The 25,466-nt window shown below is 61.8% G+C and carries 22 protein-coding genes and 1 pseudogene; 16 read left to right on the forward strand and 7 right to left on the reverse strand.

Annotated elements, in window-relative coordinates; translation table 11 throughout:
- Positions 1 to 101 precede the first annotated feature (101 nt).
- Positions 102 to 968, reverse strand: coding sequence for a diaminopimelate epimerase (gene dapF, locus QEZ49_RS14500; protein WP_280387977.1), 867 nt, complete (start codon positions 966 to 968; stop codon positions 102 to 104).
- A gap of 97 nt (positions 969 to 1,065) precedes the next feature.
- Here dapF and QEZ49_RS14505 point away from each other — a divergent pair, with 97 nt between their 5' ends.
- The 9 genes from QEZ49_RS14505 (at position 1,066) to QEZ49_RS14545 (ending at position 10,344) form a co-directional block, all read left to right on the forward strand.
- The gene (locus QEZ49_RS14505) at positions 1,066 to 2,193 is read left to right on the forward strand and encodes a PQQ-dependent sugar dehydrogenase (RefSeq protein WP_280387979.1); all 1,128 of its coding nucleotides are present in this window, start codon (positions 1,066 to 1,068) and stop codon (positions 2,191 to 2,193) included.
- 84 nt (positions 2,194 to 2,277) lie between these two features.
- Positions 2,278 to 2,784, forward strand: a complete 507-nt coding sequence (locus QEZ49_RS14510; RefSeq protein WP_280387981.1) for a hypothetical protein — start codon at positions 2,278 to 2,280, stop codon at positions 2,782 to 2,784.
- A gap of 610 nt (positions 2,785 to 3,394) precedes the next feature.
- Complete coding sequence (gene ffh / locus QEZ49_RS14515) at positions 3,395 to 4,981, forward strand: signal recognition particle protein (protein WP_280387984.1); 1,587 nt, start codon at positions 3,395 to 3,397, stop codon at positions 4,979 to 4,981.
- Between the two features lie 60 nt (positions 4,982 to 5,041).
- On the forward strand, positions 5,042 to 5,437 hold the full coding sequence (rpsP, locus tag QEZ49_RS14520) for a 30S ribosomal protein S16 (protein ID WP_280387986.1): 396 nt from the start codon (positions 5,042 to 5,044) through the stop codon (positions 5,435 to 5,437).
- 124 nt (positions 5,438 to 5,561) lie between these two features.
- Positions 5,562 to 5,921 (forward strand): hypothetical protein, encoded by a 360-nt coding sequence (locus QEZ49_RS14525; RefSeq protein ID WP_280387988.1) that lies wholly within the window; start codon positions 5,562 to 5,564, stop codon positions 5,919 to 5,921.
- 125 nt (positions 5,922 to 6,046) lie between these two features.
- Positions 6,047 to 6,643: a ribosome maturation factor RimM gene (gene rimM / locus QEZ49_RS14530; RefSeq protein WP_280387990.1), complete on the forward strand. Its 597-nt coding sequence runs from the start codon at positions 6,047 to 6,049 to the stop codon at positions 6,641 to 6,643.
- An 18-nt stretch (positions 6,644 to 6,661) separates the two neighbouring features.
- Positions 6,662 to 7,489, forward strand: coding sequence for a class I SAM-dependent methyltransferase (locus tag QEZ49_RS14535; protein WP_280387992.1), 828 nt, complete (start codon positions 6,662 to 6,664; stop codon positions 7,487 to 7,489).
- 1 nt (position 7,490) lies between these two features.
- Complete coding sequence (locus QEZ49_RS14540; RefSeq protein ID WP_280387994.1) at positions 7,491 to 8,384, forward strand: hypothetical protein; 894 nt, start codon at positions 7,491 to 7,493, stop codon at positions 8,382 to 8,384.
- Positions 8,385 to 8,760: 376 nt separating this feature from the next.
- Positions 8,761 to 10,344 carry an ABC-F family ATP-binding cassette domain-containing protein gene (locus tag QEZ49_RS14545; RefSeq protein WP_280387996.1) on the forward strand — a complete coding sequence of 528 codons (1,584 nt, stop codon included), beginning with the start codon at positions 8,761 to 8,763 and terminating at the stop codon, positions 10,342 to 10,344.
- 155 nt (positions 10,345 to 10,499) lie between these two features.
- Here the strand turns inward: QEZ49_RS14545 and QEZ49_RS14550 are convergent, their stop codons facing one another.
- A complete protein-coding gene (locus QEZ49_RS14550) occupies positions 10,500 to 12,143 on the reverse strand; it encodes an inverse autotransporter beta domain-containing protein (protein ID WP_280387998.1) in 1,644 nt (547 codons plus the stop codon).
- A 131-nt stretch (positions 12,144 to 12,274) separates the two neighbouring features.
- Positions 12,275 to 13,048: a helix-turn-helix transcriptional regulator gene (locus QEZ49_RS14555; protein WP_280387999.1), complete on the reverse strand. Its 774-nt coding sequence runs from the start codon at positions 13,046 to 13,048 to the stop codon at positions 12,275 to 12,277.
- Between the two features lie 461 nt (positions 13,049 to 13,509).
- Between QEZ49_RS14555 and QEZ49_RS14560 the strand changes: the two genes are divergently transcribed.
- Both QEZ49_RS14560 and QEZ49_RS14565 read left to right on the forward strand, forming a co-directional pair.
- Positions 13,510 to 13,824: a hypothetical protein gene (locus QEZ49_RS14560; protein ID WP_280388001.1), complete on the forward strand. Its 315-nt coding sequence runs from the start codon at positions 13,510 to 13,512 to the stop codon at positions 13,822 to 13,824.
- A 273-nt stretch (positions 13,825 to 14,097) separates the two neighbouring features.
- Entirely contained in the window at positions 14,098 to 14,781 is a 684-nt protein-coding gene (locus tag QEZ49_RS14565; protein ID WP_280388003.1) for a transglycosylase domain-containing protein, read from the forward strand.
- A 22-nt stretch (positions 14,782 to 14,803) separates the two neighbouring features.
- Here the strand turns inward: QEZ49_RS14565 and QEZ49_RS14570 are convergent, their stop codons facing one another.
- Positions 14,804 to 16,063 carry an FAD-dependent monooxygenase gene (locus tag QEZ49_RS14570; protein ID WP_280388005.1) on the reverse strand — a complete coding sequence of 420 codons (1,260 nt, stop codon included), beginning with the start codon at positions 16,061 to 16,063 and terminating at the stop codon, positions 14,804 to 14,806.
- 285 nt (positions 16,064 to 16,348) lie between these two features.
- Here QEZ49_RS14570 and tesB point away from each other — a divergent pair, with 285 nt between their 5' ends.
- The 3 genes and pseudogenes from tesB to QEZ49_RS14585 all read left to right on the forward strand — a co-directional run bounded on the left by tesB (position 16,349) and on the right by QEZ49_RS14585 (position 19,221).
- On the forward strand, positions 16,349 to 17,266 hold the full coding sequence (tesB, locus tag QEZ49_RS14575; RefSeq protein ID WP_280388007.1) for an acyl-CoA thioesterase II: 918 nt from the start codon (positions 16,349 to 16,351) through the stop codon (positions 17,264 to 17,266).
- 236 nt (positions 17,267 to 17,502) lie between these two features.
- Positions 17,503 to 17,841 (forward strand): P-II family nitrogen regulator, encoded by a 339-nt coding sequence (locus tag QEZ49_RS14580; RefSeq protein ID WP_068462907.1) that lies wholly within the window; start codon positions 17,503 to 17,505, stop codon positions 17,839 to 17,841.
- Positions 17,842 to 17,932: 91 nt separating this feature from the next.
- Positions 17,933 to 19,221 (forward strand): annotated as a pseudogene (locus QEZ49_RS14585) (ammonium transporter).
- Positions 19,222 to 19,359: 138 nt separating this feature from the next.
- On the opposite strand, the gene QEZ49_RS14590 reads toward QEZ49_RS14585, so the two are convergent.
- Complete coding sequence (locus tag QEZ49_RS14590; RefSeq protein ID WP_280388010.1) at positions 19,360 to 19,917, reverse strand: L,D-transpeptidase family protein; 558 nt, start codon at positions 19,915 to 19,917, stop codon at positions 19,360 to 19,362.
- A gap of 194 nt (positions 19,918 to 20,111) precedes the next feature.
- Between QEZ49_RS14590 and QEZ49_RS14595 the strand changes: the two genes are divergently transcribed.
- Complete coding sequence (locus QEZ49_RS14595) at positions 20,112 to 20,798, forward strand: response regulator transcription factor (protein WP_280388012.1); 687 nt, start codon at positions 20,112 to 20,114, stop codon at positions 20,796 to 20,798.
- Positions 20,799 to 21,109: 311 nt separating this feature from the next.
- Positions 21,110 to 21,646 (forward strand): cyclic nucleotide-binding domain-containing protein, encoded by a 537-nt coding sequence (locus tag QEZ49_RS14600; RefSeq protein WP_280388014.1) that lies wholly within the window; start codon positions 21,110 to 21,112, stop codon positions 21,644 to 21,646.
- 316 nt (positions 21,647 to 21,962) lie between these two features.
- Here QEZ49_RS14600 and QEZ49_RS14605 read toward each other — a convergent pair whose 3' ends face one another.
- Both QEZ49_RS14605 and QEZ49_RS14610 read right to left on the reverse strand, forming a co-directional pair.
- Positions 21,963 to 22,718, reverse strand: a complete 756-nt coding sequence (locus QEZ49_RS14605) for an outer-membrane lipoprotein carrier protein LolA (protein ID WP_280388016.1) — start codon at positions 22,716 to 22,718, stop codon at positions 21,963 to 21,965.
- Positions 22,719 to 22,913: 195 nt separating this feature from the next.
- On the reverse strand, positions 22,914 to 25,439 hold the full coding sequence (locus QEZ49_RS14610; RefSeq protein WP_280388018.1) for a DNA translocase FtsK 4TM domain-containing protein: 2,526 nt from the start codon (positions 25,437 to 25,439) through the stop codon (positions 22,914 to 22,916).
- Positions 25,440 to 25,466: the final 27 nt, after the last annotated feature.

Below are 25,466 nucleotides of genomic sequence, written 5' to 3' on the forward strand. Positions count from 1 at the left end.
GCGGGGCGGGGAAAGCCGATCCGCGCGTTCACAGCTTGGCGCCAACGGGATGTCCGGCCGGTTAATCGAAAATCGGTCATAACGGACAACTTTGACGTTCGCTAGGCGGGATTTCGCGACAGGGTATCCGCCGCCAATGTGCCAGCAAACTCCTGTTCTGCGGGCCCGCTCATCAGAATGTGATCGTTGGGCGCCCATTCGATGACCAGCGTGCCGCCGGGCAGCTCGACGTTGACGCGCCGGTCGGTCAGATCCTTTCGCGCCGCACAGATGGCGGCGGCACATGCGGCGGTGCCGCAAGCGCGGGTAAGGCCGGCACCCCGCTCCCACGTACGCAGCTTGAGGCTGTTGCGCGAGGTGATCTGCGCCAGCGAGATGTTGGCTCGCTCCGGAAAGATCGGATGGTTTTCCAGCAGCGGCCCGAAGCGGCCGAGATCGTGGGCGTCAACGTCGTCGACCCAGAAGATCGCGTGCGGATTGCCGACATTGACAACCGACGGCGTGTGCAGCACCGGCTCATCCACCGGGCCGATCTGTAGCTCGATGCCGGTTGTGTCGTGGAACGGCTCCGCCAGCGGGATATCCTCCCAGCCGAAACGGGGCTTGCCCATGTCGATGGTGATGTTGTCGGCGTCAGCGACCTTCGCTTTCAGCAGCCCGGCACGCGTTTCGACCGTGACCTCCGGGCGCCCAAGCTCCTCCGCGGCGACGAGCGCGATGCAGCGGGTGGCATTGCCACAGGCGCTGACCTCCGAGCCATCGGCGTTGAAGATGCGCATGAAGACATCGGCGGTCTTCGACGGCTCCATCACGATCACTTGATCGCAACCCAGCTCGCCTTTGCGATCGCCTAAGGTCTGTGCCTGCGTTTGGCCAATGGTGATCGGCCGTGCCCGAGCATCGAGCACGACGAAATCATTTCCAAGGCCGTTCATTTTCCGAAAAGGGATGCTGGTAGCGTCCGTCATGAGCGCATATATGGCCCGCAGGGACATTAAACACAATCGAGCGGAGAGAAGCCCGATGATGCAGAAGACCCTACGCCGACTAGCCCTTGGATCCGCAATGCTGATAGGGGCCGGCGCTCCGGTCGTCTGGGCTGCTCAAACCGATGCGCCTGCTCCAGCAAAATCGAGCAATATCAAGGTTTCGGCGTTCGCCTCGGGCCTGGAAAATCCCTGGGGCATGCAATTCCTGCCAGATGGCCGCCTGCTGGTGACGGAGCGCCCGGGTCGCCTGCGGTATATTGCCAAGGACGGCCGTCTGTCGGCGCCGATCGCCGGAGTGCCGGATGTGGCCGCCGTTAATCAGGGTGGTTTGCTGGATGTTCTGCTGGCGCCGGACTTCGAGAAGACCGGCACGATCTATCTCTCCTATGGCGAACCGCGCGAGGACGGCACCAATTCCACCGTCGTGGCCCGCGCCAAGCTGGTGGCCGATGGCGACACCGGCCGTCTTGAGGATCTCAAGGTGATCTTCCGCCAGGAGCCTTCGGCTGACAGTGGCCATCATTTCGGCTCCCGCCTCGTCTGGGGGAAGGACGGCACGCTCTTTATAACAACGGGTGACCGCAACAAGCTGCGCCCCGAAGCGCAAAACCCCGCCAACACGGTGGGCAAGATCGTGCGCATTAACGCCGATGGCTCTATTCCCGCCGACAACCCGAAGCTGCCGGGATGGGCGCCGGAAGTCTGGTCCATCGGCCATCGCAGCGTGCAGGGCGCTGCCATCCGCCCGGAGAACGGCAAGCTCTATACGCTGGAACATGGTCCGCGCGGTGGCGATGAGCTGAACCATCCGGAAGCCGGCAAGAATTATGGCTGGCCGATCATCACCTACGGCAAGGAATATATCGGCGGCAGCATCGGTGAAGGCACAGCCAAGGAAGGGCTGGAGCAGCCCATCTATTATTGGGTGCCGTCGATCGCGGTTTCCAATCTGGCTTTCTATGACGGTGACCTGTTCCCGGAGTGGAAGGGCAACGCGCTGGTCGGCGGTCTGGCCGGAACCCGCGTTGAGCGTCTGGTTCTGAACGGCGATGACGTCGTTGCGGCCGAGGTGCTGCTTGAGGATCAGGGCAAGCGTATCCGCGATGTGCGGCAGGGGCCGGATGGTGCAATCTGGCTGCTGGCGGATGACACCGGCGAGGTGCTGCGCGTAACACCGGCGGAAGCTGCGCCAAAACCAGAGTAATCTGAGCCGGAGTAATTTGGCCGAGTCAGTCCGTGCGGCACCCGCCGAACGCATATTGCACGTAATGATATTTGGAACGCGCGCATGGAAAAGGTGGCGAAGCAGGCGATCACGGCCGCTATAGTGTGGTGGGCGGTAGTGATTGCCGCCCACTTCGGCCTGGAGAGCTACGGTTATGAGTGGGGTCCGCGGCATGGGGCTTCGTTTTGGGTTTTGTTCCTGCTGCCGCCGCTGATCCTTCCCCTGGTGCTGGCCAGATGGCAGGGCACCAACGATGTTGATCAATCCAACCCATGGTTAAGCATCGGCAAAATCACCGCCGCACTGGCGGCGCTGGGATTGTTTGGCGGGTTGGTTTTTGACGCCGTCATCCGATATCAGCATCAGATGCAGCAAAAGGCCGAGTTTCGCGCCGAAACCATTGAGTGCATGCGAAACAAGCAGCAGTTGTTGGATGGTCTGGCCAACTCTGCCACCAATGTATCGCGCTCGAACAATTCTGATTGGTGGAAGCTGAAGCTCTGCCAGCGCCTGGGAATTGTGACCAATGATGAAATCCGTAATGCACAAGCTAGGCGGGGCAACCAATAGGCTGATCGCGTTGTTATCCGGGAGATGGAGCACGCCTCCGTTCAGTTCTTCGAGTGTCCAGCCCATGCAACCTAGCCAATCTCAAGAGCCTTCCGCCCAAGCCCAAACATCGCCCGCTGCTGGCCCTCGTGCTGGCAATGTGCCCGGCATGTCCCGCGCCAGCCGCAGGCTGCTGCAACTATCCTTTGTTACGCCAAGGCCCTGCCGGTGCTGCGGCGGCTGCATCTGCCTGACCCGGGCGGAGCGCAAAAGTTTACGCCGGGTAACCAAGATTGCCCGGCAATGGCGTAAGCAGGTCCGCCGCCAGGTGCGGGAGGATGCACGCAGGCGCGCCGAGGCTCGTAATCTGGGCAGCGACGTCGGCGCCCCGCCAAATCCTTAAGTTCCGGGCAACAGTTGACATCCGCCCCCCGCTGGAGGCATTGTCCGCCCAAATTCCGATGGCCCTGTTTTCAGAGCCGCCGCCCTGTCCGTTCGTCGCGCCATCTTAGCTGGCACGGATCGATTGAGTCAGGGGTCAACATCCGCCAGCGCGTTGCGCCCGCGGATGCGATTTTCGTTTGCCGCATCCGGGTTTCGGCTCGGCTAGCAGCGTGGGTGAAGGACGCACATGTTCCAATCGCTGTCAGATCGCCTGTCAGGCATTCTCGACAAGCTGACGCGCCGTGGCGCGCTCACCGAGAGCGACGTCAACGAAGCGATGCGCGAAGTGCGTCGCGCGCTGCTTGAAGCGGACGTCGCGCTGGATGTGGTGCGCGACTTCATCGAGAAGGTGAAGGCGAAGGCGATCGGGCAGGAAGTTCTGCGTTCGGTCACCCCCGGCCAGATGGTCATCAAGATCGTCAACGACGAGCTGGTCGCCATGCTCGGCTCGGATACCTCGACGATCGATCTCAACGCCACGCCGCCGGTCGCCATCATGATGGTGGGTCTGCAGGGCTCCGGTAAAACCACCACGTCCGCGAAGATCGCCCGCCGCCTTACCGAGCGCGATCGCAAAAAAGTGCTGATGGCGTCGCTCGACGTGCGCCGTCCTGCTGCGCAGGAACAGTTGCGCGTGCTGGGCGAGCAAACCGGCGTTGACACGCTGCCCATCGTGGCTGGCCAGAACCCGCAGCAGATCGCCCGCCGCGCTCTCGAAGCGGCGAAGCTCGGTGGCTACGATGTCGTCATCCTCGACACCGCCGGTCGTATCCACATCGACGAAGAGCTGATGCAGGAATCGGTGGAGGTGCGGGACATCGCGCATCCGCACGAAACGCTGCTCGTCGCCGACAGCCTCACCGGTCAGGATGCCGTCAACGTCGCCAAGTCGTTCGACGAGCGCATCGGCATTACCGGCATCGTGCTGACCAGAGCCGATGGCGATGCGCGTGGCGGCGCAGCGCTTTCGATGCGCGCCGTCACCGGCAAGCCCATCAAGCTGCTGGGTGTTGGCGAGCGCTGGGACCAGCTCGAAGACTTCCACCCTGATCGTGTTGCTTCGCGCATTCTCGGCATGGGCGACGTCGTCAGCTTGGTTGAGAAGGCCGCGCAGACCATCGATGCCGAGAAGGCGACGAAGATCGCCGAGAAGATGAAGAAGGGCATCTTCGATCTCGACGACATGGCCGAGCAGATCAAGCAGATGCAACGCATTGGCGGCATGTCCGGCGTGCTCGGCATGATGCCAGGCATGGGCAAGATCAAGTCGCAGGTGGCCGAAGCCAATCTCGACGATTCCATCCTCAAGCGGCAGCACGCGATCATCACGTCGATGACGCCGAAGGAGCGCCGCAATCCCAAGCTGCTGGACGCCAAGCGCAAGCGCCGCATCGCGGCTGGTTCCGGCACCAAGGTCGAGGACGTCAACAAGCTCGTGAAAATGCACCGCCAGATGGCGGACATGATGAAATCGCTGGGCCGCAACAAGGGCATGCTGAACCGCCTCGTCGGCGGTGGGCGTGGCGCCGGTCCGAGCGAAGAAGAAATGGCAGCGATGCAGCAGGAGCTGTCGCAGCTTGATCCGAAGGCTTTCGATCAGCTCCCCGCCGAACTCAAGGACGCCTTGCCGGGCGGAGGACTTCCCGGCTCCGGCAAAAGCCTGCCCGGTCTCGCCGGTGGCATGCCCAAGCTCCCCGGTTTGGGCGGTGGCCTGCCCGGTCTCGGTGGCGGGATGCCCAGGTTCCCCGGTCTTCCGGGAAAAAAGAAGAAGTAGCACTCAACTGAATTTCACAATCGCAAACACACCAACACAACACCTGAAGGAAGAATACCAATGGCAGTGAAGATCCGTCTCGCCCGCGGCGGCGCCAAGAAGCGTCCCTACTATTACATCGTCGTTGCCCAGGCGACCGCACCGCGCGACGGCCGTTACATCGAGCAGGTCGGCACCTTCAATCCGATGCTCAAGAAGGACGACGAAAACCGCGTGAAGCTCGACCTGGACCGCTGCAAGCACTGGCTTGCTTCCGGTGCGCAGCCGACCGATCGCGTTGCCCGCTTCCTCGACACCGCTGGCCTGATGAAGCGCACGCCTTCGAACAACCCGAACAAGGCGAAGCCCGGCAAGAAGCGCCTGGAGCGTGAAGCTGCCGAAGCTGAAAAGGCCGCCAAGGCCGCTGCTGCAAAGGCCGCTGAGGCTGCCGCCGCCGCTGAGCCCGCTGCGGAGTAATCCGCGGGAATGCCGCCACTCTGCGCGCGCTATGCGTGCGTAGTAACGCTGCGTTCAATCTTTGCGTGTCATTAATCCTCTCGGAAGGCGGCGCACATAGCGCTGCCGTCTGAGGGGGAATGACATGCTCGAAGACGGCCTTTATGGCCTGCGTTTCGTCGCCACCGATGGCGACGAGCCCGGCGCATCCGGCGGCCTTGCCGTGCTGCGCTCCGGCACTGTGCTCGGCTCCGATCCGCTGGGCGCGGTTTTCAGCGGCACCTACGAATATGACGGCGGCCGCGAGCTCAATCGCGTGCGGCTGCGGCTCGATGTGCCGCCCGATGGCGTGCTGGTGAACGGCTACACCGCCGGCCCTCACGGCGCGACGCTGCACATCGCCGGGGCGTTCCCGCGCGCATCGGTGGATTCAGCGGCCTATCTGCAGGTCGCCGGCTCGCCCATCAGCGTTGAAATCAGGTATCTTGGCCCCTTGCCCAACTAGAGCCGCTCCGTTTCGGGTGCATGACAACCGGCCGGCTCTGGCTGGTTTGTCCCATCGTGACTGTGACCGGAAAGCGGGTTAGCGCTTCCGGTGTCAGCACCTCCAGCGGAACGGCGTCCCACACCATGACCGAGCAAGCCCCGCGCGTCCTCCTTGGCCGCATCGTTGCAGCCCACGGCATTCGGGGTGAGGTGGTCGTCGAAACCTTCACCGCCAATCCGGAAGATATCGCTGCCTATGGGCCGCTGCAGTCGGCGGATGGTGCGCGTACGTTCGAGCTGAAGGTGGTGCGGCGCTCGCCAAAGGGCGGCGTGGTTGCGCGGGTCGCGGGCGTAGCTGATCGCAACGGTGCCGAGGCGCTGCGCAAGACCGAGCTATACGCTCTGCGCTCCGATCTGCCCGAGGCAGAAGCGGGCGAATACTACCACACGGATCTGATTGGCCTGAGGGTTGAGGACGCCAGCGGCGCGGCGCTGGGCAAGGTGGTCAGCGTGCAGAATTACGGCGCCGGTGACTTGCTCGAAATCCGTCTTGATGGCGTTGCGATCACGGAGCTGGTGCCGTTCACCGACACGTTTGTGCCGACGGTTGATGTTGCTGGCGGCCGCGTTGTTGTGGAGGTGCCGGTTGCAAGCGTTGATGACGCGGAAGACGCCGCGCTACGTCAGGCCGCCGAAGAAGCAGGCGACGGTGACGAAAGCGGCGAGAGCGACGCTAGATAGCATGATCTCGGTGGCCGATTGCAATCGTTGGTCCTCGCCTGTTCAGAGCATCCGGCGCAATTGCTGCCGGAGGCAACCGCATACGCGAAAGGCGCTACAGTGGACATTCCGCGCATCTACAATATCTCCGAGGCGGCACACCGGATTCACAATCCGCTGACGCCGGAAAAGCTCGCCACGCTCGGCGCGGCGTTGCGCATGCCAGAAAACGCCCGTTTGCTAGACCTTGGCAGTGGCTCGGGAGAGATGCTCTGCACCTGGGCGCGCGATCATCGCATCAGCGGCACGGGTATTGACATGAGCCGCCTGTTTGCCGCGCAAGCCAAACTCCGCGCTGAAGAACTTGGCGTCGAAGATCGCGTCGCATTCATCCACGGTGATGCCGCCGGCTATGTCGCCGATGCGAAGGTCGATGTTGCATGCTGTGTCGGTGCCACGTGGATTGGCGGCGGGGTTGAGGGCACGATCGCGCTGCTGGCGCGGAGCTTGCGCCCCGGCGGGGTCATCCTCATTGGCGAGCCATACTGGCTGCGGTTGCCGCCGACGGAGCATGTTGCAAAGGGATGCCGGGCGAATGCGATTGCTGACTTTATGCTTCTGCCTGATCTGCTCGCGGCTTTCGGAAGCCTCGGTTACGACGTCGTCGAAATGGTTCTTGCGGATCAGGATAGCTGGGATCGCTACGAGGCAGCCAAGTGGCTGACGATGCGCCGCTGGCTGGAAGAAAACTCTGACGATGATTTTGCGGCAGACGTTCGCGCTGAGCTTACCTCAGCGCCCGAACGATACGTCAGATATGCGCGCGAATATCTGGGTTGGGGCGTCTTCGCCCTGATGGCGCGGTGAAGTGGACGATGGCTACATTGTCGTTCAGCGCATGAAAATTGAAAACGCCACCAGCAGCAATTCGACAGCTTCGCATCGTGTGCTGGTGTGGTGGGACGTCGATATAAACATCGGTCCCTTTCACAAGAGAAAGCTGACGTCGCGGCCGCTTAAAGAGCTTGAGCGCGCGCTTGGTCACCGGCTTCACGTGGAAGGCAGGTGGCGCCACGATAAACACGCGCCAGATGTCTGGAAGTTTGAAGCATTCAACTATCTCGACACGGATGATCCGGCTCTGGCGGCATGCTTCATCCTTTCGCAGTCTGTCAGACTTTCTGAGTGGTTGGTTGTGTCGTGGCACGGCTTCAATGCAGCTGCGACCACAGCGGCTGATGATCTGGATGCGTCCACGATTTGTGCGTTCTATTGGAGCCCGCCCGACCAGATCGGAATGACGCGTTATATTTCGTCGGGTGTTCAGCTGAATCTGGTTGATATCCGGAACGATGTTCCTGACCGCTTTCGGCGTTTAGCTAGACCTGTAGTCAAAATTCCTGCCGCATCTCTGGGACGCAACGACTACCTGATCCAATCCACTGCGCACATACTTTGCGACAACCGGCGCGATCTTCTCGACATGCATTTGCCTCGCTTGCCGATGGCGGAATGGGCGGATGGTATGGTTCAGGTTGACGTTGATGCGCTTACATCCGACGGGACACCGAACATTATTCGGATTCAACACACGCTAAACCAAGTCTGTGAGCATGAAGCCATTGCGCACGTTCTGTCGTTAGCGCAGGGATTTCGAATTAAGATGAGCCGCAGCAATAGATTGTTGGTCCTGGGCGAACGCCCGGCGCGCGGCGAATATTCAGACGGCATAGTTTCATTTGAGATGACTCAAGTCATCTGAGTCTCGCGCATTGGAAAAACATCGTCTCACGATTGATCGTTCCGCGGAAGACGCCGCGCTACGCGAGGCCGCCGAAGAAGTAGGCGACGACTGTGACGAACCGGACGATGTCGATCCGCACGCGCACTGAATGCTGTGGCGCGCGTTTGCGTCGGCATTTGGATTTAGCGCACTTTTGCTATTGCCCTGAAATGGTCGCGAATGCGCTGCAGCTTGCAGGGCAGGGCTTCGCCGGGCACAATTGGTGATATGGCCTCTTGCGAAGCTCTGAGGCCGCACCTACTTTCGGCCCGACACATGACTGGAGACGCTATCGATATGGACATGAACCTCGCTGCCTTCACCCTTTCGGTTTCGCTGCGAGAAGTCATGTCCCATGCCTCCATCCGTTTCCCTCACCGGCCTGTCCTGGTCCACGCCTGACGGCACGCCGCTTTTCACTGATCTCAATCTGAATTTCGGTGCTGAATGCACCGGCATTGTCGGCCGTAACGGTGCTGGCAAGAGCACGCTTCTGCGCCTCATTTCCGGCGATCTGCGCCCTGCTTCAGGTCATGTGCATGTATCGGGCACCATCGCCATGATGCGGCAGGATGCGATGGAGCGGCCCGGTAAAACGATCGCGGACGTGCTGGGCGTACGGCAAGCGCTCGATCGGCTCGATCGCGCAGAAGCAGGGCTTGCGGATGCTGACGACATGGCTGAAGCAGACTGGACGTTGCCCGCACGGATCGAGACAGCGCTGTCGCGTTGTGGTCTGACCGCGCCGTCGCAGACACTGCTAACTACGCTATCGGGTGGGCAACGCAGTCGCGCCGCGCTTGCAGCGTTGATCCTTGCCGCGCCCGACTTTCTGCTGTTGGACGAGCCGACAAATAATCTCGATCGGGCGGGACGCAGGGCTGTAATCGATCTCATCCGAAGCTGGGCCGGTGGCGCGATTATCGTCAGTCACGATCGCGAATTGCTGGAGGAAATGGGCGCCATTGTCGAGCTGAGTTCTCTTGGCGCGGCCCGCTATGGCGGGAACTACAGCGCCTTCCGGCAACGCAAGGATGCCGAGTTGGAAGTGGCATCGCGCGACCTTGCCCGCGCGGAGAAGACCAGTAAAGAGGCGGCCCGCCGCGCACAGCAAGCGGTCGAACGCAAAGCGCGCAAGGACAGTGCCGGGCACAGGGCGCGGGCAAAGGGTGATCATCCGAAAATCCTGTTGGATGCCAGCAGGGATCGGGCAGAAGCCTCGGGTGCTGCGGGCGCGCGTGTGCGTGATGCCCGACGCGAGACGGCTGAAACAGCGCTGTCCGCCGCGCGCGAGAAGATCGAAGTATTGCAGCCGCTACGGATGGACGTTGCCTCAACGGGACTGCAAGCTGGCAAAGTTGTGCTTCGGCTCGACGGCGTAACGGGTGGATATGACCCGATGCGAGCCGTCATCAGTGATTTTTCGCTGAGCATCATCGGGCCAGAGCGCGTGGTTATTGCCGGGCCAAACGGCAGCGGAAAGACGACGCTGCTCAAATTCATCGTCGGCCACCTCGTGCCGCAGAGCGGCCGCATAACGGCGATGGTGCCGTTCGCGATGCTGGATCAACATGTCGGATTGCTCGATTCCAATCGAACATTGCGCGAGAATTTCCAGCAGCTGAACCCTTCCGCCGATGTACACGCCAGCCATTCAGCCTTGGCGCGGTTCGGCTTTCGTGCTGGCGACGCATCGCAGCTGGCGGGCAACCTGAGCGGGGGTGAACGCCTGCGCGCCGGCCTCGCCTGTGCACTTGGGGGCATGCCGCCGCCAAGTTTATTGATCCTCGACGAGCCCACCAATCACCTGGATCTGGACGGTATTGCGGCCCTCGAAGCGGCACTCAACGCTTACGATGGCGCGGTGCTGGTCATCAGCCACGACGATGCGTTTCTTAAATCGCTCGCACCCCACCGAACAATCCATCTGCGCGGATGACAATTTTGCGGCTGTAAAACGCATGTTTGATGCGCCGACCGGAGTAGCGTTGCGTCGCTGGAGAACAGGCGGTTGATGCCGTCGAAACCGCTGAAGCAGATCGCCGCCTGCGCTCATAGCGGCGCAACGCCTGCAGATTGCAGGACGGCCTGCCGTCATGGGGGGCAGGTCGCGCCGCCGGCCAGGCCAATACTGCCCGTAATTGTACCACTCGCAAAACACCCGCCGCTGACGAGCGTATTGCCGGTCGAGCCTGGATTGAATGTTAGGTTGGACGCCAGATAGAGGCTACGGCTGATATCGCCGCCTGCTGCGTTGAACGTGTTGCCGGCGATAGTGTAGGTACCGCCATTCATGAACAGGGGGACCGCGTAGTAGCCCAACGTGGAGGTGGCGCTGAGGCTGTTGCCGGTCACGGTGACCGTCGAATTAACAAACTGCAGAGCAGCCACGTTATTGTTCGTTCCGGATACCGATATTGTGTTGTTGGCAATGGTTACGCCACTGACGTTACTGGCATTCACACCGGCGGCGCCGATTGTGCCGACGACGTTGATGGTTAGACCAGAGAGAGCGCTGTCGCTGGCCATCTGAAATGCGGGTGTGCCGGTGGTGGTGGAACTAAGATTGACGGTGGCGCCGGGCGTCGTCAGCGTCGCGGTGCGGCCGGACGCTGTTTGTACGGCGACATTGCCCGCGCCCATCACCGTCTGCCCCGATTGCAACGTCGTGGTGGCCGTCGTCACAAACGTACCAGACAGAATGACAAAGCTATCGGCGCCGGCGTTTGCAACGGCGCTCGGCAGGGTTGCGCCAGACGTTGTGGCGCTGTCGATGACGGTGATGTCATCGCCATTCGTCGTCTGGGTCGCGGTTTCGGCGATAGTCGGCGCCGTTACGCTGCGCGTCTCCGTCACGATGTCGATGTCGCGCACGACGAAGTCGGTCATGCGGCGCTCCTGCCAGTTCAGCGGACGCCTGTCTGCGCTCTCGGACTGCAACGGGATACGCAAGCGCGCCATCGCGAAGCCCTGGCTTCCGCGCACGTTGTCATCCTGGTATTCGGCGCCGAGCGTCAGCCGTGAATCTTCCCCCAGATAGGGCAGCTCATAGACGGTAAGCTCGGCCCGGAACCGTGGGCCGGTGATGGCTTCCACCACGCTGTCGTCGAAGCGGAACATGCCGGCGTAAAGGCGCAGCGCCTTGTTGTCCTCAACAGCCCAGATTGGAACGCGCCAGCCGATCTCAGCGTCGAAGCCCTGCAAAGCGCGCTCCTGGCTGAAAGTTGCGCCCATCGTCGTCACCTCGATGGCGTTGCCGACGATGCTCGCATAGCTCCCGCCACCTGGAATGGCGGCGAGGTCCCTCACGCGGTCGCCGAACGGAAGATAGCCATTGGCGCGGAGGTCGAAGTCACGCCCCAAAGCCTCGACGCCGAATGTTGCCTGGCTGAAGTAGCCGTCGAGCGAGGAGCGCGACCGATCAAAAAAGCCGTAGGCCCCGACGTTCCAGCCGGACGGAAACATGTGCCGCAGTCCGAGGCCGAAATTGCCCTCGCGGCTGCCTTCATCGTCGGCGCGCATGCGGATATCGCCGAACAGAAGCGTGCGATCGCTCTGCGCCAACGGCAGGAAAAAGTCGATTACGCCGAGGCTGCGCTCATTCCCGTACAGCCCTTCTACATCGACGTGCGCGCCCCACTTCCGGGCTTCCGAGGTGGATACTTGTTGAGCGGATGCCTGGCCATGGGCGGATAACACGATGGCCGCAACTACAGCGGCAATTCGGCTAAGATGCATTCCAATCCCCCAGGTGGCGGCGCAGCGATTCCGTCACATCAAGTCAGTACCGGGAGCAGAACCGGACGTCATACCCACTAATCAGTGGAGGGTAGATTGGGTGTGTTTGATGTTGCGGCGATTGATCAACGTCAGCGCCGGCTGAGCCAGAGGCTCATCAATCCTGCGCGGCTGCGGACACCGAATTTTCGATAGATGTTGACCACGTGCTGATGGGCCGTGGAAGCAGCGATTTCCGCTTGATGGGCGATGTGCTTTTCAGAAGCGTCGGTCAGCAGAAGCTGCAGAACCTTGCGTTCGGCAGGTGTCAGCGGAGCGGATGCCATGAGGAGGCCGTGGCTTAGCATCAGGTGGCGGTGGAACCACTTTATGCCCCGCGCCGCGTAAGCGAGGAGCGCGATCTCCTCATCGGTGAATGTATTCCGGGAATAGAAGCCTAAGTGCGACTCGCAATCGCCATTCATGGGAAAGGCGACGAAGACAGCGTCGTGCGTCCCCACCGAGCCGTAGTAGGCTTCATAGAATGGAGAACTGAACCAGTCAGGGGGCAGGTCGCGGCGGAGCGAGTAGGTTCTGAATGTGCCGACGTCCCGTAACGGCAGAAGAAAAGATACATCGATCTCGCGCCGGTCCCAGATGCGCAGGATCTCCTTGAAATGCCCCTCATCGGGAAGGGATCCGGCGGCATGGAGCGCCTGCACAGCACCCACGCGCCACCCGGCCAACGGATCGTCAGCGTTTGCTCCGCCGACGCGTATCGCTCCGGCCCAGGTGGCATTCCATGCGCCGCCGAGGTCGCAGAGTCGGGTCAAGAGGTGTCGCGCGGCTTCCTCAGACCTGCTGGTGTCGAAATCTGAAATTTCATCCCAGATGCGATGGACTTCTTCCTGAGCTTGAACGTCCATGAATTGCTGGCCCGGCCCTCAAAAGCGTAAGTTTGCTCTAAGCCGCCAATCCCCCGGATTTGTCAAGATTCTAGATATCTGTGCACCGGTGATCGCGCGTTCGCGGGGCTCGTTCGTTTCATAGGTCATCAACGCCTATGGGCGGTCCACGGACGCCGCAGGCGGTAGCAAGCGGCTATCGAGATTGCGGGCGGGGGGAATCTGGAGCCGCCGCTAAAGCGTCTGCCTCGCAGCCGCTTCGGTTGCTGCCGTTAGTGCTGCCGCCGGATCGATGAAGAAGGGCTTCAGCCGTCGGCAAGCCAAGCGTCATGCCGCGCATTTATCTATATCGCTATGCGACGGATATCGTCCGGCGCAGCGTTATGTGGGTACTCCTCCGGAGCCTCATGGATCGGAGGAGTTGAAGCTAGCATGACGCGGGCATTTGGACGCGTTCGGGAGGATCTATGCGGATAGTTGGATTGGTCGCGGCTGCGGTCGTCTGTTTCTCTTATGCGGCGTCTGCGGCGCCATTGGGATTTTCGGGCGTTCAGCATGGCCCCAACACGTTACAGCTGGTGAAGGACGACCGTCATTCGAAAGGGCACCACCACGCCAAATCGAAAAATCACGGTCCGGACAAGAAGGCGGGGCACAAGCACGACACTGGTCCGAAGTACAAGCCCGGCCATAAATACGATAAGGCGCCGAAGAACTGGAAGAGGCACGGTAAGCGCCCATCAGATTGGCAACGCCGCGGATGCGTGGTGGTCGGCCCGGTCTGGTTCTGTCCGTAACGCGAGTTTCCGGCGGCCGGGTGTAATCCCGGCCGTTTCTGTTTCTATCTGTCAATATATCGTGATACGATGTGTGTCGAGCGGATCGATTGGCGCTGAATGTTCTTCTGCATGGACAGATCAGATCTGCTGACTCCGCGCTGCCTTCGGCAGCTTTTTGCGCACTGTCATCCGTTCGCACTTTTCGCATTTCCGCTGAGCTCGCTGCGCGCCTCGGAATGGCCGGAAACACATGTGCAATTGGGCCATCCTAAATCGCAGCGCGCGGATGGCATGAGAAAAGTATTCAAGTTTGCAGGCATTCTGGTTGGTGTGCTCCTTGTTCTGGTGCTCGGCGCGGTTCTTGTGTCGGGTGGGCTGGGCTACATCGATGCGCGTTCGGACGCCGACAAATTGCGCGCGCGGGCCGATGCGTTGATTGCGCAGGGCCGTGGCGGCGATCAGCTGGGAGCGCGCCATCGCGAAATTCTGCTCGCGGTTGAAGATCCGAATTTTGCTGGGCATGGCGGCGTCGATTTTTCGACACCGGGCGCAGGACTCACGACGATCACGCAATCGGCTTCCAAGCGCTTGGGCTTCGATAAGTTTCGTCCCGGCTTTGGCAAGATCCGGCAGACCGGCTATGCGCTTGGTCTGGAAAGCAAGCTGTCGAAGGAGCAGATCCTGGGGCTTTGGCTCGATACGCTTGAGATGGGCAAAGGTCCCGACGGATGGATGGTCGGGTTTCACAACGCGAGCACCGCAGTTTACGGCAGGCCGCCAGCGGATTTAAGCGAAGCGGAATTCATCCGGCTGGTTGCTGTGCTCATCGCTCCGGCGGCGTATGATCTTTTTGATGCGCAGGACACCAAGCTTTCAGAGCGGGCCGCGCGCATCGAACGGCTGGTTGCGGGTGCGTGTTCGCCAGCGGGATTTTCCGATGTCTGGCTTGATGGATGCGCGCAACCGGCGCAGTAAGTAGGTTCGGTTGCGCCTATCCCTAAACCCGCTCGCCGCGCAGCAGCTTTGGCACGTTACCGGTGAGGCCTGCGGCTTCCTCGACGAAGAAACGCTTCAGCGCCGGCACGCGATCGACAACACCGAGACCGAACTCGCGCGCGGAGCGTAGCAGCGTTGCGTCGCTGGAGAACAGGCGGTTGATGCCGTCGAACGTTGCTGTCGAAACCGCTGAATCAAAACGCCGCCAGCGCTCATAGCGGCGCAGTGCCTGCGGATCGCCCGCGTCGAACCCAAGCCGCATGTTATCGGCCACCGCTTCCGTCAGCGCCGCGATATCGCGCAGGCCGAGGTTCAGCCCCTGCCCCGCAATGGGATGAACGCCATGCGCGGCGTCGCCGATCAGCGCAAACCGCGGGCCGACATAGCTGCGCGCCAGATGCATCGACAGCGGCCACGACTGGCGCGGCCCTTCCAGCGTGATGGCGCCGAGGCGGCCACCGAAGCGCTTCTCCACCTCGTGCAGGAAGCCGTCATCGTCCAGCGCCAGAATGCGCGCGGCTTCCTTCGCATCCTCACTCCAGGTGATGCAGGCGCGGTTGCCGGTCAGCGGCAGAATGGCGAACGGCCCGCCGGGCAGGAAGTGCTGCACCGCGCGGCCTTCATGCGAATGCGCGTGCTGCACCGTGGTGACGATGCCGGTCTGCTTATAGTCCCAGCCGATCAGTTTGATGTTCGCCGCTTCGCGCAACGTCGATTTGCGTCCGTCGGCGGCGATGACCAGTGCGGCGTTGATTTCACGGCCGTCGGCAAGCTGCACCGTGGCGGTGGCGTCGTTGGTGGTGAAGCCGGTTGCGCTTGCGGGCGCGAGCAGCGTGACGGACGGGTGTGCTGCCACACGCGCGCGCAACGCATCGGCCAGCAGGTGCGCCGGCACAATGTGCGTTGCAGTTTCGCCATCGCCCGTGACGTTGTCATAGCGCAGCAGCACTGGCCGCACGCCGGCATCGAGCGGGGAGTCGGTCAGCTCGATCCCCGTCACGGGCTGGGCGGCGTGGGCGATACTGTCCCAAACGCCGATGGCCTGCAGCAGGTGGCGGGATGCAGCGGAGAGGGCAAAGGCGCGGGCATCGTGCGCGTGGTTGGTCTGATGGCCGGATGTTGCAGCGGGCGGCGATGCGCGATCGATCAGGGCGATGCGTAGGTCGTCGCCCAAGGCGTCGGCGAGAGCGCAGGCCAGCGCCATGCCGGCATAGCTGGCGCCGGAGATCGCGACATCGAAACGGGCGGGCTGTTGCGCCATTTGCAATCCATCCTTCAGTGCGGCCAGCGGGTTCGCACGATTTGCAGAGCGCCCCGGCTGGATAAGCTGATAGCAAGATCGGGGCGCGGGAGAAACGCCCGGTGGTGACGCGCGGGGCTTGCTCGCGAGCAGCGGCAACCCATTTGCGGCATGGGACTGGCCTGCGTCAGTGGATTTTGGCTCGTAGCGGGGCAGCGCGTAGCATCCGTCGGCCGACGCCGTATCGCTAGCGCGGGTCAAGGCTCGGGGCGCGGAACAGGCTTCAGGCAGAGAGAAGGGACTTAGATGACGACATCAGACCACCCCGCGGGCGACAGCTCCGGCCAGTCCGCTCTCGATGCGCTACTGGCGACGCTCGATCTGGAGCCGCTGGAGAACAACCTGTTTCGCGGCGCGCGCGGCATCGAGGGCTGGCAGCGGGTGTTTGGCGGGCAGGTGCTGGGGCAGGCGCTGGTAGCGGCGGCGCGCACGGTCGATCCGGAGCGGCCGGTGCACTCGCTGCATGGCTATTTCCTGCTGGCGGGCGATCCGTCGCGACCCATCATCTATGACGTGGAGCGCATCCGCGATGGCGGCAGCTTCACCACGCGCCGGGTGAAGGCGATCCAGCACGGCCGGCCGATCTTCTCGATGAGCTCTTCGTTCCACAAGGCGGAAGAAGGCTTCGAACACCAGGCGACGATGCCGGTGGACGTGCCGCTGCCGGAGGCATTGCCGAACCCGAAGGACGCCATCGCCGAGCATCTGGATGCCCTGCCGGAGGCGATGCGCAGCTACTGGAGCCGCGAGCGGCCGATCGACATGCGAGTGGCTGATTTGTCGCGGTATCTCGTCCGCGAGAAGAAGACGCCGGTGCAGAACATCTGGATCAAGGCGGCGGGCAAGTTGCCGGATGACCCTATCGTGCATCAGGCGGTGCTGGCCTATGCGTCGGATTTTACCCTTTTGGATACGGCACTTATCGCGCACGGCAAGCTTCTGTTCGACGCCGATGTGCAGCTCGCGAGCCTCGATCACGGCATCTGGTTTCACCGGCCGTTCCGCGCGGACGAGTGGCTTTTGTACGTGCAGGACAGCCCCAACGGGTTCGGCGCGCGCGGGTTTTGCCGGGGCAGCATCTACACCCGTGATGGCATTTTGATCGCCTCGGTGGTGCAGGAGGGGCTGATGAGGCAGCGAGCCTCCGCTTTTGTGCCTAGATAGTGAGCATCAACCAGATATTGCACAAATAACAAGCATCATATGCCGCCAAAATGCCCTCCGGCTTGGCGGCATATTCTTTTTTATTTCATAAAAACAAAGACCTACGCCTCCCCTCGCGAATTGGCACGGCTCTTGACTCCGTCTTAGGGCGGCGGTCGCGCATGCGCACGTCGAATTGAGAAGACGATGAGGCCGCCGCTACGGGCGGTCAGTGCGTCAAGGGGAGAAAGATCGGCATGAAGTTGATCACGGCAATCATCAAGCCATTCAAGCTCGAGGAGGTTCGCTCTGCGCTGACCGAACTCGGGCTGCAAGGCATGACGGTCACGGAAGTCAAGGGATACGGACGACAGAAGGGGCACACGGAGATCTATCGCGGCGCCGAGTACGCGGTGAACTTCCTGCCCAAGATCAAGATCGAGGTCGTTGCTCCCACAGCGCTGGTCGACAAGGCGGTGGATGCGATCCAACGCGCCGCCAAGACCGGCCAGATCGGTGACGGCAAAATCTTCGTTTCTCCTGTCGAGCACACGGTTCGCATTCGCACCGGCGAGGCGGACGACAACGCGCTTTGAACCGGCTCCGCCTGCATGGGCGAGGGCAAAAGACGACCAGTACCCAAAGGGAAGGGGAATTCTAGTGATGAACTTTAGAGATCTCGGAAGAATGGCGGCGTCCACCTGTGTGGCAGCCGGCCTGTTTGCGGCTACGGCGCTGCCGGCATTGGCGCAGGAAGAAACACCTAAGCTTGATACCGGCGACACTGCATGGATGCTCGTGTCGATGGTCATCGTGCTGATGATGGCGGTTCCGGGCCTCGCGCTGTTTTACGGCGGCATGGTGCGCAAGAAGAATATTCTTTCCGTCTGTATGGCTGTGTTCGCCACGGTCTGTCTCATGTCGGTGCTCTGGCTTGTTGCCGGCTACTCCCTCGCCTTCACCGATGGCGGCGCCTACAATTCGTACATCGGTGGCCTCGACAAGATGATGTTCGCTGGCATCGGCAAGGATAGCCTGACCGGCACCATTCCGGAGCTGGTTTTCGCAACCTTCCAGATGACCTTCGCGGCGATCACGCCCGCCCTGATCATCGGTTCGGTTGTTGACCGCATGAAGTTCTCATCGCTGCTCGTCTTCATGGCGCTGTGGCTGTTCCTCGTCTACGTCCCGGTCTGCCACTGGGTATGGGGCGGCGGCTTCCTTGCTGGCGATGGCGTTCTTGACTTCGCCGGTGGCACGGTCGTTCACATCAACGCCGGTGTTGCGGGTCTCGTTGCGTGCCTCGTGCTTGGTCGCCGTAAGGGTTTCGGCACCGAGAGCATGGCACCTTCGAACCTTGTATTCACGATGATCGGCGCTGCCCTACTGTGGGTTGGCTGGTACGGCTTCAACGCTGGCTCGGCCCTCGGCGCCAACTCCACTGCCGGTGTTGCAATGTCCGCAACGCAGGTTGCTACCGCTGCTGCCGCGCTGGCCTGGATGTTCTCCGAATGGCTGGTGCACGGTAAGCCGACCATGCTTGGCATCGCTTCGGCGCCATCGCCGGTCTCGTCGCCATCACTCCGGCTTGCGGCTTCGTTGATGTGAAGGGTGCTCTCCTCATCGGTGCGGCTTCGGGCGTCGGCTGCTACATCATGTCGACCGGCGTGAAGAAGGCCCTTGGCTACGACGACAGCCTCGACGTCTTCGGTGTCCACGGCGTCGGCGGCATCATCGGTGCCATCCTCACGGGTGTGTTCGCGGTCGAAGCAATCGGCGGTACCGCCGGCCTGCTCGAAGGCAACTACGCTCAGGTTGGCATCCAGCTCTACGGCATCCTCGCCACCATCGCATGGTGTGCCGTTGCTACCTTCGGCATCCTGATGCTGCTCAAGTACACCATGGGCATCCGTGTCAGCGAAGCTACGGAAGTGGAAGGTCTCGACGTTGCTCTGCACGGCGAGTCTCTCCAGTAACTCCTCGAAGGGCTGCGGGCGGAGTTTCGTCCGCAGCCTTTGTCTCCCGCGCGCGTGCGCCTTCCCCTAGGCGTGCACAACTGGCCCGGGGCTTCGGCCTTCCGGGCCTTTTTTGTATGTTGACGGATGATTTGCGGATTAAGCTGGAATTACGATCTGCACTACGCCGGGCTGGCTGCCAATCGCTTCCAGCAGGCGCAGCAGGTGATGCCTCTGTAACGCGATGCAGCCTTCAGTCGGCGTCATGCCGGGGCGGGCAATGTGGATGAAAACCGCGCTGCCGCCGCCATGGACTCGGGGCCGCTCGTTGTGGTCGAGAATGATCATCGCATCGTAGAGGCCGTCGTCGCGCCAAAGCTTTTCGCATCTGGCCGGATATGGCAGTCGGACAGGCCGATTGTAATTGCGGTCGCGGGGCGTATCGCACCAGCCGTCGTCGCGTTGGATTGCGCGGATCGGCAGCCCCGTGCGTGGCCGCAGCAACTTGTCGGGGCGATAGCGCGCCGAGCGCAGTGCGAAAGTGCCGATCGGGCTGGCGTTATCGCCCTCGCGCTTGTCGACGCGACGGCCGTTAAACCCGAGTACGCACGGAAAGCTGAGGTTGCCGAAGGTCAGAACGCCCCGGGTAGCCCTTGGCGAAAGGCTTCTCACGACTATTTTAGAAGCTGACCGGCGGTTACTGGGTAGGGTGGTCATTGGAGCTTCCGGGGTGTCCATGCTATTCGGCAAGCGTCAGATAAGATGGGGCATCCGAAGTGGCCAAGCAGTTTATCGCTGCCGTCACGGGGTGGGGCGTTAATGCTCCCAAGTTATGCCAACGAATTGTACTCGAACCCACCGGAATAACCGGCGCAGGGATTCTTGAAGTCTGAGGGAGCGAAGTAGCGAAGATGACGACGGCCCGACGCGTCCTCATTGTAGATGATGACGAGGACCTGCGCGAAACCCTCAAAGACCAACTCATCCTGCATGACGAGTTCGACGTCGAGACTGTCGGTCTGGCAGCCAAGGGTATGGAGATAGCCAAGTCGAACCACTTCGATCTTGTTGTGTTCGACGTATCGTTGCCGGATATGGACGGCAGGGAAGCGGTTCGCCTGCTGCGCAAGGGCGGCTTCAAGACGCCAATCGTGATGTTGACCGGCAATGTATCGGATGCGGATCAGATCCTCGGCCTTGATGCGGGCGCCAACGACTACATCACCAAGCCGTTCAAGTTCGCCGTGCTGCTGGCACGCATACGCGCGCAATTGCGTCAGCACGAGCAGAGCGAAGATGCGATCTTCACTATCGGCCAATACACCTTCAAGCCGGCCTCGAAGCTCCTGACCGACGAGAAGGGATCAAAGATCCGGCTGACGGAGAAGGAAACTTCAATCCTGAAGTATCTCTACCGTTCCGGCGACAAGGTGGTGTCGCGCGATACGCTGCTGCACGAGGTGTGGGGCTACAATGCTGGCGTGACGACGCACACGCTGGAAACGCACATTTACCGGCTGCGGCAGAAGATTGAGCGCGATCCGTCGAACGCAGAGCTTCTGGTGACGGAAGCTGGCGGCTACCGGCTTGTACCCTGACGAAGCCTATCGCAGCTGGTGCTGCCGATTGGGCGCGCGGCTAATTTTTCGCAAGTTTTACTGCCCCATTCCGTGCGTCGGCAGGGCGTGGCCTTTGGGCCGCGAGCGGGTTCCGATAGGCGTGTTTTCCACAGGGTGCGTGCGTAACTTGTGGACGTCGTCGCTGCCAATTGTGTACCGCTCATGCGTGCGATGCCGCGAATCACTCACGGTTTCCGCAGCTTGCGTCGCTGCAAGGTTTAGCTGATGCAGGCATGTTCGCATGCTGAAAAGTTCCGCGTCCTCGGCCACTCAAACGCGATGGGAACGCCTTGGAACTCTTTGCCGGACAACTCGCCATTCTCCCGATTTTCCGCGGGCTGACGCCGCTGCAGGTGGCCGCGATTGCGCGCCGAGCCGATCGCGTCACCTACACGCCGGGCGCGACGATGGTTGAGGAAGACGCCGTTGCCGACGCTGCGATCCTTATCGTGTCGGGTAAGGCGATGCGCGTGAGCGGGCCGCAACTCATCACCGTTGGCGAACCGATCATGAGTGGATCGCTGATCGGCGAAGCGGCGATGCTGATCGAGACCAATTACGGTTGCACCGTCGTTGCCCGCAACAAGGTGCGGTCGGTGCATATCCGACGCGACAGCCTGCACGAACTTATTTTGCAGGATCGTGCGATGGCGGATCGCCTGATGCAGAACCTGTCAGCGCGTCTGGCCCAGACGGCCGAAGTGTTGCGGCGTGTTGATACCCACCTTGCGAAGGCGGATGCGCTGGCAGTGCACAAGCCCGCAGGGGTGGCGGAAACGGCTGAGCAGCCCCAGCGGGCAGAGGAAGTGCGCGCTGCCGCAGGCTGACGTTCGGGCTTGAAATCCGGGCTTAGAACAAAAAACGCCCAACCCCGGGGGGAGGGGTTGGGCGTCGAGAGCGCTTTCGCGCGCGGCGCCGGGAGGGAAGCCGGCGCCCCAGGTGATGTCTTTCGGCTAGACGGGGGGGCACTACCGATACAGGGTGACATCACCTGTCTGACTTGAGTTAAGCGCAAAGGTTGAAAGTTCAATAGTGGCGCCCCCGGTCGATCACGAAAATGTTACCGGCGCATAGGAAGTTATCCCCAGACAGAGATTGCCCAGGGCTCGTGGAGCCACAGTGATGTGATTCGCGGCGCGCCGCTCAGGGGGTGCCGAGCGGTCTGCCCAGGGCCTGAATCTTGAACATCGCGGAATCGAGTTCGACGCTCTTGGCGAGGTTTGAAACCTGAACCCGCGTATCAAGGCCTTGCGCATCCTTGGTTACCCATTCCTTAAGCTCAAGCGACGGCTTGGTCGTCATGAAGAGCTTGATCTGGCCAGGGGTGTTCGGGTTCCTGTCGACGAGGCCCACAACGAGCAGGTCGTCCGCCTCCTGAACTTCCATGATCTTGGCATCGCGCACGAGGTTGACGTCCGAGCGCAGCAGGAGACGGAATGGCGTGTCGTCCAGCGCAACGCGATCTTCGTTGTTGAGGTCGAGATCCTGGATGGCCAGATAGCGACCGTCAGAAATGACGATCTGACGTGAGGGGCGGTTGTAGTCGAAGCGGAAGCGACCGGGGCGCATCACATAGAACTTGCCGCGCATGCGCTTGTTGTCTGCGCCCGTCTGGACGAAGTTGCCCTGCAGCGTGTCGAGACCGGCGAAATACTGCGAGACCTGATGCACGAGATCGGTCTGGCGTTCATCGAGAGCGAGGCCCTCGTTGCCAGCCTTGGTGGGGGCAACCTGAGCGCTCCAGGCTGATCCGGCACCTGCCGTCGCTTCGCCCGGCTTGGGGCCGGAGGCTGGCATTGGCGCGGGAGGCTTGACCGGCTGATCGACGGCGGCCGCCGGTACGGCCAGAAGGCCGAGGGATACCAGTGCCGCTGCTGCGACTGCTTTGAGTTCCTGCATGGACCCTCAACGTCTCCCGAATCGCCGTAGTTTTCGCATTAGATAGAATATCCCAGCCGAACCGGGAACACCTGACCCGCACTCGTGGCCAAACAATGAGACCACATGTTGGCGGTTTTTACGTTGCTAGGCTCGGATCATTGAAAAGCCCCGCCAAACAGCGGCGGGGTTGGATAATCTGGTGGCGGTATCGGGTCAGCCCCGGCCGCCGGAGCCGTCACGACCGGAAACGAGGATCTCGCGTTTTCCGGTGCTGCTTGCGGCGCTGATCAGACCTTCGCTTTCCATGCGCTCGATCAGATCGGCGGCGCGATTGTAGCCGATCGACAGCCGTCGCTGGATGTAGCTAGTCGACGCTTTGCGATCGCGCAGCACAATGGCGACGGCCATGTCGTAGATGTCATCTTCGCTTGCGGTGCGCGGGTCGGAACCGGCTTCGTCTGCTGCGGGCGCGGTGTCGGTGATGCCATCGACGTATTGCGGTGTGCCCTGCTTGCGCAGCGCTTCGACGATGGATTCCACTTCCTCATCCGAAACGAACGGTCCGTGCGCGCGCACGATCTGACCGGTGCCGAGCGAGTAAAGCATGTCGCCCTGCCCCAGAAGCTGTTCGGCACCCTGCTCGTTCAGGATCGTGCGGCTGTCAATCTTCGATGCCACCTTGAAGCTGATGCGAGCCGGGAAGTTGGCCTTGATCGTGCCGGTGACGATGTCAACCGACGGACGTTGCGTTGCCATGATGAGGTGGATGCCGGCGGCACGCGCCATCTGTGCAAGACGCTGAATGGCAGCTTCGATTTCCTTGCCGGCAACGATCATCAGGTCAGCGAACTCGTCCACCACCACGACGATGTACGGCATCGTTTCAGCGGCAACTTCCTGCTGTGCGTAGATGGCTTCGCCGGTGCTTTCGTTGAAGCCGGTCTGCACCGTGCGCGTAAGCTGTTCGCCACGGCTCTGCGCCTTCTTCACGCGGGCGTTGAAGGCTTCGATGTTGCGAACCGACAGCGCGGCCATGCGCTTGTAGCGTTCTTCCATTTCGCCGACGACCCAGTTCAGGGCCGCGACGGCCTTGTGCGGATCGGTGACGACAGGCGTCAGCAGGTGCGGAATGCCGTTGTAAACCGACAGCTCCAGCATCTTCGGATCGATCATCAGCATCCGGCAATCTTCCGGCGCGCGCTTATAGAGCAGCGACAGGATCATCGCATTGACGCCGACCGACTTGCCCGAACCGGTGGTGCCGGCAACCAGCAAATGCGGCATGCGTGCAAGATCCGCGACGATGGGATCGCCACCGATGGATTTGCCGAGCGCCATCGGCAACGCGGCTTCGGATGCGCTGAACGTGTCGGCTTCGAAGATGTCGCGCAGATATACGGTTTCGCGGCGCACGTTCGGCAGCTCGATGCCGATCACGTTGCGGCCAGGAACGACCGCAGCGCGGGCCGAGGTGACGCTGAGCGAGCGTGCGATGTCTTCAGCCAGCGCCACCACGCGTGATGACTTGGTGCCGCGTGCGGGTTCAAGTTCAAACAGTGTGACGACCGGACCGGGCTTGATCTCGCGCACTTCTCCTTTGATGGAGAAATCGGCCAGCACTTCTTCAAGCAGGCGTGCAGTTCCACGCAGCACGGACTGCGTGAACGTTGGGCCCTGCTTTCCGGCAGGGGGCCGGCGCAGAAGGTTCATCGCGGGCGGGCGATACGAAGCCGGGGCGCGGGCGGCAACGCCACCCAGAAGCCCTGAGCGCTTCGCCGTCTTCGCCGCCTGTTCGCGCTGCTTGGTTACGATTGCGGGCAGGTCTTCGGAGTCGTCAGGTTCAGCGACAACGCGCGGCGCATTGGCGGGCGCAAAGCGCTGTGCAATGGCACGGCTTTCAGCGTCGGTCGTGTCATCGAAACCGATGTCATCGTGATCGCGTACGGCGTCGGTTGCGATGGCGTCGGTCAGTGAGCGTGGCGGCTGCGCCGGATGCATGATTTCTGTATCGGCGTCATCCGGCATGGCGCGTTCGAACTTGGCCGGTCCGGGAAGGAACGGCTCGCGACGGCGCGCGATAGGCGCTTCATTGTCAGTTGCGTAGACCGGCTGCATCGGCGCCGCAGTTGCTGGCTGGAACACCACCGGCGAACGGGCGAAATACTGGCCCAGCCATTCCGGCATCAGCGGACCACGGCTGCGCGAAACGCGGCGGCTGCGATCCAGCAGGCGATTCAGGTCTTCGCGTTCCAGGCCGATGCTGTAGCCGAGCACGGCGAAACCGGCGAGGAAATAGATAAACCCGGCGAGTGGCATCGCGGCGGATGCACCGACGAGATCCAACGCGGTAGCGGTCAGCTTATAAACCCAATCGCCAACGATGCCACCGAAGCTGTGTCCGAAGGGCCAGGTAGCGGAAAGCGGCAGAGCTGCGAAGCCACCGGCCAGAAGCAGAACCGCGAGCGGGAAAAGGCTTGTCTTCTTGCGGCTGGCGGAAATGCGCTCAGCCAGCATCAGTTCGATGCCCCAGAACATGGGCGCAAGCAGCAGAAACACGCCGGCAAAGCCGAGAGTGTTCAGCAGCACATCCGCGAAGATGGCGCCGGCCGCTCCTAATGCGTTGGTGGGATCGCCATGGGCGGCGTGCGTGAGGCTCGGGTCGGATTGCGACCACGTCAGCAAGCTTGCCCAGGCTGCAGCGACGCCGATGAGAGCCATCAGCCCAGCTACGCGGATCATCCAGCCGATCAGCCGATCTTCCAGGTC

Source organism: Hyphomicrobium sp. D-2, from assembly GCF_029872155.1.
In the GTDB taxonomy this organism is placed as follows: Bacteria; Pseudomonadota; Alphaproteobacteria; order Rhizobiales; family Hyphomicrobiaceae; genus Hyphomicrobium_A.

What these genes read in the sequence shown, in the direction of transcription:
- dapF (WP_280387977.1), bottom strand. Translation starts at nt 968, where the DNA reads ATGACGGACGCTACCAGCATCCCTTTTCGGAAAATGAACGGCCTTGGA.
- QEZ49_RS14505 (WP_280387979.1), top strand. Translation starts at nt 1,066, where the DNA reads ATGCTGATAGGGGCCGGCGCTCCGGTCGTCTGGGCTGCTCAAACCGAT.
- QEZ49_RS14510 (WP_280387981.1), top strand. Translation starts at nt 2,278, where the DNA reads ATGGAAAAGGTGGCGAAGCAGGCGATCACGGCCGCTATAGTGTGGTGG.
- ffh (WP_280387984.1), top strand. Translation starts at nt 3,395, where the DNA reads ATGTTCCAATCGCTGTCAGATCGCCTGTCAGGCATTCTCGACAAGCTG.
- rpsP (WP_280387986.1), top strand. Translation starts at nt 5,042, where the DNA reads ATGGCAGTGAAGATCCGTCTCGCCCGCGGCGGCGCCAAGAAGCGTCCC.
- QEZ49_RS14525 (WP_280387988.1), top strand. Translation starts at nt 5,562, where the DNA reads ATGCTCGAAGACGGCCTTTATGGCCTGCGTTTCGTCGCCACCGATGGC.
- rimM (WP_280387990.1), top strand. Translation starts at nt 6,047, where the DNA reads ATGACCGAGCAAGCCCCGCGCGTCCTCCTTGGCCGCATCGTTGCAGCC.
- QEZ49_RS14545 (WP_280387996.1), top strand. Translation starts at nt 8,761, where the DNA reads ATGCCTCCATCCGTTTCCCTCACCGGCCTGTCCTGGTCCACGCCTGAC.
- QEZ49_RS14550 (WP_280387998.1), bottom strand. Translation starts at nt 12,143, where the DNA reads ATGCATCTTAGCCGAATTGCCGCTGTAGTTGCGGCCATCGTGTTATCC.
- QEZ49_RS14555 (WP_280387999.1), bottom strand. Translation starts at nt 13,048, where the DNA reads ATGGACGTTCAAGCTCAGGAAGAAGTCCATCGCATCTGGGATGAAATT.
- QEZ49_RS14565 (WP_280388003.1), top strand. Translation starts at nt 14,098, where the DNA reads ATGAGAAAAGTATTCAAGTTTGCAGGCATTCTGGTTGGTGTGCTCCTT.
- QEZ49_RS14570 (WP_280388005.1), bottom strand. Translation starts at nt 16,063, where the DNA reads ATGGCGCAACAGCCCGCCCGTTTCGATGTCGCGATCTCCGGCGCCAGC.
- tesB (WP_280388007.1), top strand. Translation starts at nt 16,349, where the DNA reads ATGACGACATCAGACCACCCCGCGGGCGACAGCTCCGGCCAGTCCGCT.
- QEZ49_RS14580 (WP_068462907.1), top strand. Translation starts at nt 17,503, where the DNA reads ATGAAGTTGATCACGGCAATCATCAAGCCATTCAAGCTCGAGGAGGTT.
- QEZ49_RS14590 (WP_280388010.1), bottom strand. Translation starts at nt 19,917, where the DNA reads ATGACCACCCTACCCAGTAACCGCCGGTCAGCTTCTAAAATAGTCGTG.
- QEZ49_RS14595 (WP_280388012.1), top strand. Translation starts at nt 20,112, where the DNA reads ATGACGACGGCCCGACGCGTCCTCATTGTAGATGATGACGAGGACCTG.
- QEZ49_RS14605 (WP_280388016.1), bottom strand. Translation starts at nt 22,718, where the DNA reads ATGCAGGAACTCAAAGCAGTCGCAGCAGCGGCACTGGTATCCCTCGGC.
- QEZ49_RS14610 (WP_280388018.1), bottom strand. Translation starts at nt 25,439, where the DNA reads ATGATCCGCGTAGCTGGGCTGATGGCTCTCATCGGCGTCGCTGCAGCC.